Here is a 6837-nt window from a genome sequence, read left to right as displayed (position 1 = left end):
GCCGCGGCGTCCTGCTGCCGGGGCCGGGTGCGCTCCTGCTGCCGGGCCGCCAGAGGCTGCCGGCCTTCGTGGGAGGTGGGATGCTCCGTCACGCGTGGGATTCCGTCCGTCCGGGCCGGTTGTATGAGGCAGTCACCTCGTGGGGCGCTACTGTGCCCCGGCAAGCGCGGGAAGAACAACGGCTGTCACCGGATGCCCCCGATGAAGGGGCCGAAACCGAGCGTCGCGGAGATGGCCGACAGACGCCCCCTCCGGCGACGGACGCGGCGAGAGGGCAGCGGACAGCGTGCACGTCTCCACCCCCTCGTAGTGGCTCCCGCGACCGAGCGGAACGTCCGGGTCCGTGGCCCGTCCCTCCGCACGACCGGTGTGGTGACTTGTGGTCAGTTCCGGTGTGGTGCCCGCTGGTTGCGGCGATCAGCCCTCCGTAGGACCGGACCTGCCGACCGGGCCGCCCGAAGGGTCTCTCCAGGGTCTCACGACGGCATACGGGCAGGGGTACGGTCCCAGTCATCCGGCAACGGCGGCACCTGCCACCGAGGATCGGGCCGCCAGTGCTCCCAGCCGTCCCGGAACGGCGCCCCCCAACCGGTGATCACCTCGACCGCCGCGCGGCCCGCCTCCCGGACCCGGGCCGCGGTCGCCCGGTCCATCAGACCGACCTGCTGCGCCTGGGCGAACTCGTCCTCGTCGAGCCATTTCCAGCTCCGGTCGGGGTTCACGGAGATGTCGAGAAAGTGATCCTCGGAATCCACCCCTCCGGACCACCGGGTCCGGGGCTCCTCCAGGTTCACGTACCAGTTGCGGAACATCCAGCCCCGGTCCCAGAACAGCCACACCGACCACGGGTCCCCGGGCTTGGCCAGCTTCAGCACCCCGGAGCCGAACCAGGTCGAGCGGGCCGTGGTGCGCGGCGCGGTGTAGCGGGTGGCCAGCGGCTCGGCGTGCACCTGGGTGCCGTCGGCCAGTACCGGCCGTACGCACTCGGTCCCGGGCGCCATCCAGACGGCGAGCAGCTCGTCGGTGTCCTGGACGACGGTCACCGGGCGGCAGATGTGCACGGGCGGGACGCCGGCCGTCCGGTGGGCCCGGCCGTTGTCGCGGTAGCGCCAGAGGATCTGGTCCCCCGGCGCCCAGCGCGCGTACTCTCCCGTACCTGTCATGGAGGGATCTTACGGAGCGCTCCCACCGGCCCGCTGCGACTCAGGTCACCCGGTCCCGATCCACCGGACACCGCCGGGCGTCACCGGGCGCCCCGCCCCGCGCTCACGGACGCGTCATCCGCAGCACGTCCAGCGCCTCGTCGAGCTGCTCCATCGTCAGGTCGCCGCGCTCGACGTAGCCCGAAGCCAGGACCGTCTCGCGGATCGTCGTCCCTTCCTTGAGGGACTTCTTGGCGACCTTCGCCGCCTCCTCGTAGCCGATGTACTTGTTCAGCGGGGTCACCACGGACGGCGAGGACTCGGCGTAGGCGCGGGCCCGCTCCACGTCGGCGGTGATGCCGTCGACCGTACGGTCCGCGAGCAGCCGGGAGGCGTTGGCGAGCAGCCGTACGGACTCCAGGAGGTTCTTCGCGATGACCGGGAGCATCACGTTCAGCTCGAAGTTGCCCGCCGCGCCGGCCGTGGCGACCGTCGCGTCGTTGCCGGTGACCTGGGCGGCGACCATCAGGACCGCCTCGGGGATCACCGGGTTGACCTTGCCCGGCATGATCGACGAGCCGGGCTGGAGGTCGGGCAGCGCGATCTCGGCGAGGCCCGTGCGAGGACCCGACGCCATCCACCGCAGATCGTTGCAGATCTTCGTCAGGGAGACGGCGACGGTCCGCAGTTGGCCCGACGTCTCCACCAGACCGTCCCGCGCGCCCTGCGCCTCGAAGTGGTCGCGGGCCTCGGTGAGCGGCAGCCCCGTGGCGTCGGCGACCTCCGCGATCACGGCCGCGGAGAAGCCGGGCGGGGTGTTGATTCCGGTGCCGACCGCCGTACCGCCCAGGGGCAGTTCGGCGAGCCGGGGGAGGGAGGAGCGCAGCCGCTCCACGCCGTGGCGGATCTGTGCCGCGTAACCGCCGAACTCCTGGCCCAGGGTGACCGGGGTGGCGTCCATCAGATGCGTACGGCCGGATTTCACGACCTCCGAGAATTCGGCCGATTTCCGCCCCAGGGATTCCGCCAGGTGGTCCAGGGCGGGGATCAGGTCGGCGGTCACGGCGGCGGTGGCCGCGATGTGGATGGAGGACGGGAAGACGTCGTTGGACGACTGGGAGGCGTTCACGTGGTCGTTGGGGTGGACCTCCCGGCCGAGGCGCTCGGTGGCGAGGGTGGCGATCACCTCGTTGGTGTTCATGTTCGACGAGGTGCCCGAGCCCGTCTGGAACACGTCGACCGGGAAGTGCTCGTCCCAGTGGCCCGACGCGACCTCGGCGGCGGCCTCCTGGATCGCGGTGGCGATGTCCGGATCCAGTACCTTCAGCTCGGCGTTGACCTTGGCCGCCGCGCCCTTGATCCGGGCCAGCGCCTCGATGTGCGCCCGTTCCAGCCGCTGCCCGGAGACGGGGAAGTTCTCCACCGCCCGCTGGGTCTGGGCGCGCCACTTGGCGGCCGCGGGGACCTTCACCTCGCCCATCGAGTCGTGCTCGATCCGGAACCCGTTGTCGCGGGGCGTGTCACCTGACGTGTCGACCATGGTGTTTAAACCTCCTGAAAAAGATGAGCACTTCTCTTGTTCCATGTATTCCCAAGTCGCCTACCGACCAGTAAATACCGGGGGTAACCACTACCGGGAGGCGCAATGAGGCGCACCAGCACCAGACTTCGAGGGCTCGGAAGCCTTCGCCGGCTCCGCTGTACGGTCGCGGCCACCGTCGCTCTCGCGGCCGCCGTCGGCGGTATGGCCGCCGCCGGACCCGCGGGCGCGACGGAGTCGGGTACCAGCTCTATCGCATCCACCCCTCTCCCGCCCGCACTGGAAGCCGTCCGGGCCGCCGAGGCCACCCAGCTGTACGGGAGCCCCGCCGAGCGGCCGCTCGACGACCGCAGGACCGGACTGATCTCGCTCGGCGACAGCGAGATCTCCGGCGAGGGCGTCGGCACCTACGACCCCGGCACCAACGGGCCGGACAACTGGTGCCACCGCTCACCGGACGCCGCCATCCACCGCACGGGCATCGCGGCGGACGTCACGTACAACGTCTCGTGCTCCGGCGCCTATACCGGGAACATCAGAATCGGCGGAAACCAGCAGTACGCCGACGAACTCGTGCAGAGCGACAGCCTCGCGATCAAGGCCCGCAACACCCGGATCAAGATGATCGTCCTGGTCGCCGGGGCCAACGACGACCTCCAGTTCGGCCCGGTCATGACCGACTGCGTGGTCCGCTACATCAGCCTCCAGGGTCCCTGCGAGCCGAAGTACGCGGGCGGCTGGCAGGCCCGCGTCGACGCGCTGGTCCCCAAGGTCGAGCAGACCGTCCGCGACCTGCGCACCGTCATGACGGACGCCGGGTACGCGAACAGCGACTACAAGCTCGTCCTGATGGGCTACCCGAGCCCGATCGGCCCGGACTTCCGCGACAACCCGAAGTTCCCCGGCAAGCTGATCTGCGGCGGACTCGGCTACGACTCCGACACCGTCTGGGGCCGCAACACGGCCGTGCCCGCCTTCCAGGCCGGCATGCGCAAGGCAGCCGCCGCCACCGGCGCCACCTACCTCGACAACTCCCGGCTCTTCCACGGCCATGAGGTCTGCACCGAGAACGCCTGGGCGCGCGGGCTCTACATCGACCTGAGCAAGCCGGGCCTGCCCGACGAGAACTCCGTCCGGCAGTCCTTCCACCCCAACGCGGCCGGCCACCGGGCCTTCGCGTCCTGCCTCACCCAGCTGTACGACTCCGGGCTGCGCGAGGCGAGCTGCGCCGACCCGGCGAGCACCGGAGACCCGGTTCTGACGGGAGCGGCCTGGGACGACCTGTTCGCCCCGCTGAGGAACGAGGCGACCGGCTCCTGCGTGGACGTGCCCGCCTCGGTCACCCGTAACGGCACCGCGATCGGCGGCTGGGACTGCCACGGCGGGCGCAACCAGAACTGGTGGTACGACGCCGGTACGCGGACGGCCCGCACCGCGCTCAGCCACGACCGCTGCCTGGACGTGCCGGGCGCGAAGTACGACCCCGGCGCCACGCTCGTCGTGTGGGACTGCTCGGGCGCGGCCAACCAGAAGTTCGTCCGGCAGGCGGGCACCGTCCGCCCGGCCGCCGCGACCGGCCTGTGTCTGACGCTGGCGGGGGCCAAGGACCCGCTCAAGCTCCAGACGTGCGACGGCGGCGCGAACCAGCGCTTCGTGTAACCGCCGCGTGCGAGGGGGCGGCCGCCGTGGTGCGGTCGCCCCCTCGTCGTGCCTTCCTCTCACGCCTCCCGGGCGAGTGCCTCGGACAGCGCCCCCAGCGTCGGCGTCAGATACAGCTGCCGCAGCGGTATGCCGGGCAGCCCGCGCTCCCGGGCGAGCGTGCCGATCCGGATCGCGTACAGCGAATTGCCGCCCAGGTCCCAGAAGTCGTCTTCCGGGCCGACCGAGGCGACGCCCAGCACCTCCTGCCAGATGGAGGTGAGGGCGGCGGCCGGGGCCTCGGGAGCTTCGGGTGCCGGAGGTGCGGGTTCCGGGGTCCGGCGCGCTCCGGGCGTGGGCAGCCGGGCCGGGTCCAGCTTGCCGTTCGCGGTGAGGGGGAGGGCCGGCAGCACGGTCACCGTCGCGGGCACCATGTGCGGGGGGAGCAGCCGGGCGGCCCGCTCCCGTACGGGACCGGCCTCCTCGCCCGCCCCCGGGGCGGGGACCACGTACGCGTCGATCCGCACGGCCGCCGCGTCCCCGCCCTCGCCGCCGGTCACGGTGACCGCCGCCGCCGACACCGCCGGGTCCTCCAGCAGCACGTGCCGGATCTCGCCCGGCTCGATCCTGAAGCCCCGCACCTTCACCTGGTCGTCGATCCGGCCCAGGTGCTCCAGCGTCCCGTCGGGCAGCAGCCGCCCCAGATCGCCGCTGCGGTAGAGCCGCCCGGCCGGGTGCAGGACGTCCGGGACGAAGCGTTCGGCGGTCAGGGCGGGCCGGTGCAGATAGCCGAGCGCCACGCCCGCCCCGCCCACATGGATCTCCCCGGGCGCACCCGGCGGCACCGGACGCCCGTGCGGGTCCAGGACCCGGACCGACCAGCCCGGCAGGGGCCGCCCCACCGACCGGGATCCGGCGAGCGCCTCGCGGCGGGTCACCGTGGCCGCCGTGACATGCACCGTGGTCTCGGTGATCCCGTACATGTTGACCAGGCGGCAGCGGTCCTCCGGGTGCCGGTCGAACCAGCCCAGCAGCGGACGGGCGTCCAGCGGCTCGCCTCCCAGCACCACCAGCCGCAGGGCGGGCAGCGCGCCGCCCGTCCGGTCGGCCGCCACGAGCTGGGTGAACGCCGACGGGGTCTGGCTCAGCACGCTCACCCGCTCCCGTACCAGCAGCGCGTGGAAGTCCTCCGGCGAGCGCGAGGTCCAGTGGTCCACGACGACCAGCCGCCCGCCCGTCAGCAGTGCGCCCCAGATCTCCCACACCGAGAAGTCGAACGCCGCCGAGTGGAAGCACGTCCAGGTGTCGTCGGGGGAGAGGCCGAAGTCGTCGCGGACGGAGCCGACCAGGGCCGTGACACCGGCGTGCGGGACGAGGACCCCCTTGGGGCGGCCGGTCGACCCCGAGGTGTGGATGACGTACGCGGGGCCGGTGGCCGGGCCCCGGGGCGTGGCGGGGCGAGGCGGGTGGCCGGTGAGGACGGCCGGGTCCTCGACCGTCAGTCGGACACCCGCGTCCCGTGCGGTGCGCTCCCGGCGGTCCGCCGGATGCTCCGGATCCAGCGGTACGTAGACCGCGTCCGCCTTCAGCACGGCGAGCATCGCGGCCACCAGATCGGCTCCGCGCGGCAGGCAGAGGCCCACGAGATCACCGGGGCGGACGCCGTGGGCGTACAGCCCGTCGGCCAACGCCTCGGCGCGGTCCTCGAGTTCGGCGTACGAGAGCGTGGTGGATCCCACGGTGAGTGCGGGAGATCGCGGGCGGGCGGCGGCCTGAGCGGCGAAGGCCTCGTCGACGCGGAGGAGGGACCGCGGGTCCGGGGCCTTCCGTGGTGCTCCCAGGGCCAGTTGCCGCGCGCACTCGGCCTCGCTCAGTGGATTCAGTGCCGAGAGCGGCGTGTTGGGCGGGCAGGCCGGCAGCGCCGCGTGTACGCGTTCCACATGACCGCGCGGCACGGGGAGGTCGTCGGGGTCGGCCGGCAGGGTGGCCGGCCCGCCCTCCTCGTCCGCCACCAGGCCGAGCGCGGGCGGTTCGTCGCCCTCCGCCGGGACGGTCGGCTCGGTGGCGAGCAGGTCCGCGACCGTACGGCCGGGCGACAGGTCCGCCGTGAACACCGCGTATCCGTCGAGCGCCCCCAGCGCGTACGGGGGCCGGTCCCGGGCCGGTACGGGGACGGCGACGCGCACCGAGGCCGCACCCTCGTACCGCCCGACGGTGACCGCGAGCGCCGAGGCGAGCCGCCGGGTCTCCTCGTCCGGACGACGGTGCGGGCGCCCCTTCGCGGAGCCCGCACCGTCGAGCGGTGTCACCGCGTCCGGGGCCAGGTCGCCCCGCAGCACCCGGGCGACGAGCCGCAACGAGCGGGCGTCCAGCGCGGACCCGTCGGCGGTCAGCACGAGATCCGGGCCGGGGCCGCCGTCCGCTCCCGCCCCGTCCACGTACCGCAGCAGCACCGCCCGCAGCCGGTGGCCGGACGCGACCGGGCGGCGGGCCTCGGCCTGTCTCTTATACACATCT

Annotated in this window: 4 protein-coding genes; 1 reads left to right on the top strand and 3 read right to left on the bottom strand. The window is 73.0% G+C overall.

Annotated elements, in window-relative coordinates; translation table 11 throughout:
- Positions 1-476: 476 nt before the first annotated feature.
- On the bottom strand, positions 477-1163 hold the full coding sequence (gene fomD, locus CR470_RS34600; RefSeq protein WP_097871383.1) for a cytidylyl-2-hydroxypropylphosphonate hydrolase: 687 nt from the start codon (positions 1161-1163) through the stop codon (positions 477-479).
- Positions 1164-1266: 103 nt separating this feature from the next.
- Entirely contained in the window at positions 1267-2682 is a 1416-nt protein-coding gene (locus CR470_RS34595; RefSeq protein WP_097871382.1) for a class II fumarate hydratase, read from the bottom strand.
- A 105-nt stretch (positions 2683-2787) separates the two neighbouring features.
- Between CR470_RS34595 and CR470_RS34590 the strand changes: the two genes are divergently transcribed.
- Positions 2788-4341, top strand: a complete 1554-nt coding sequence (locus CR470_RS34590; protein ID WP_097871381.1) for a ricin-type beta-trefoil lectin domain protein — start codon at positions 2788-2790, stop codon at positions 4339-4341.
- A 59-nt stretch (positions 4342-4400) separates the two neighbouring features.
- On the opposite strand, the gene CR470_RS34585 is transcribed toward CR470_RS34590, so the two are convergent.
- Positions 4401-6837, bottom strand: a 2437-nt coding sequence (locus CR470_RS34585; RefSeq protein WP_107489531.1) for an amino acid adenylation domain-containing protein, incomplete at its 5' end; no start/stop codon positions are given.

This window comes from Streptomyces sp. rh34, assembly GCF_002551245.1.
GTDB lineage: Bacteria > Actinomycetota > Actinomycetes > Streptomycetales > Streptomycetaceae > Streptomyces.
This window is presented reverse-complemented; position numbering and strand designations above follow the sequence as displayed.

What these genes read in the sequence shown, in the direction of transcription:
- fomD (WP_097871383.1), bottom strand. Translation starts at nt 1,163, where the DNA reads ATGACAGGTACGGGAGAGTACGCGCGCTGGGCGCCGGGGGACCAGATC.
- CR470_RS34595 (WP_097871382.1), bottom strand. Translation starts at nt 2,682, where the DNA reads ATGGTCGACACGTCAGGTGACACGCCCCGCGACAACGGGTTCCGGATC.
- CR470_RS34590 (WP_097871381.1), top strand. Translation starts at nt 2,788, where the DNA reads ATGAGGCGCACCAGCACCAGACTTCGAGGGCTCGGAAGCCTTCGCCGG.